Below are 1,373 nucleotides of genomic sequence, written 5' to 3' on the forward strand. Positions count from 1 at the left end.
CCGGATGACGGACAGCCCCGCCTGGGAGGACCCGGTGGCCCACTGGGTGCTGGTGGTGCCATTCGGGCAGGTCACCCGCTGGTTGTCCCAGTCGATGGTGAACGCCTCCTGGCCGAAGGCCGCATCACCCCGGGACTGGGCGGTGGTCACGGACTTGAGCGGGCCGTGCAGGTCGACGCCGTGGTCCCGCTGGGCGGCGGCCAGTGCGGGAGCGTTGGCATAGCCGGCGTCCACCCAGTGCTCGGCGGGCAGCAGGTTCCGCCGGGCGAGGCCCGCATGGACGACGGCGGCCATGCGGTTGTCGCTGGCCGGGGCGGCGGCAGTGATCACGTTCGTGACCAGGTGCACGGAGCCGGGCTCGCAGGTCTCGGTCAGATGGACTTTGTAGCCGTCCCAGAGCAGGTCCCGTTTGGCTCCGCCGCGCGCGTCCGGGTCATAGGGGTTGATCGCGCGCGCTGTGTTCGGCGGACGGTCTTTTGGGCCCCGGCGCCGCACCTCGCCTTCGACCAGGTGGAAGTGCTGGACCCATGCCTGCCGCAAGAAGTCCACTTCCGGCAGCGTCCGCAGCCGGGGCGGTGCCTCATCCGACCAGACCAGGCTGAGCAGACGCATGCCGTCCCGGCCGATCCGCAGACCCAGCTCCTCACGTTTCGAGCGAGCCTGCGGGAAGCGGGAGTCGTCGGCGCGGGTGGCGTAGTGCCGCAGCCAGTCCGGCGATGCCTGCTCGGCCAGCCATTCCGGCTCGCTGCGGGCCACCGCGTTCAGTGCCGAGCGGACCGTCTCGGACGTGAACTCCAGCCAGTTCAGCGCCCGCGCGGCCGATTGGACATGCGTGGAGTCGGTCCGGGCACGGCCCCCGGCGGCGACCAGGCCCTGCCGCCGGGCCGCAGCGAGGATCCCGTCCAGGATCTCCCTGCCTCCGTCCGCGTTGATCAGGCGATCGCGGAACTCCGAGAGTACGGAGTGGTCGAAGCCGGCGTCGGTCAGCTCCAGCCCGAGGGCGTATTTCCAGTCAATCCGGGCCCGCACCGCCTCCGCGGCCTGCCGGTCGGTGAGGTTCTCCACGAACTGAAGCACCACGATCAGCGCCAGCCGCCCCGGCGACCAGGCGGGCTTCCCGCGCACCGGGAACAGCGCGGCGAAGTCCTCGTCCCGGAACATCACCCCCAGCTCGTCCCGAACCCGGATCGCCAGACTGCCCCTGGGGAACGCAGCCCTCGCCACCCGCACCGTCTCCACCGGAATCTCCCCAGGCTCCTGCGAACGCAGCGACACCCATGCCCTCCCCAAACAGCAACGTCGGCCTTCAAGACCACAACCAGGTCTCGAAGGCCGACGTCACGCACAGGGCCCACATTCGCCAACAGCATCCG

The 1,373-nt window shown here is 70.6% G+C and carries 1 protein-coding gene; it reads right to left on the reverse strand.

From position 1 onward, the window contains the following. The coding region (locus AB0D18_RS41230) for a transposase (RefSeq protein ID WP_362430848.1) at positions 1-1,275 on the reverse strand (1,275 nt) is incomplete at its 3' end. Positions 1,276-1,373 lie beyond the last annotated feature (98 nt).

It is taken from the genome of Streptomyces sp. NPDC048442 (genome assembly GCF_040651475.1).
GTDB lineage: Bacteria > Actinomycetota > Actinomycetes > Streptomycetales > Streptomycetaceae > Streptomyces.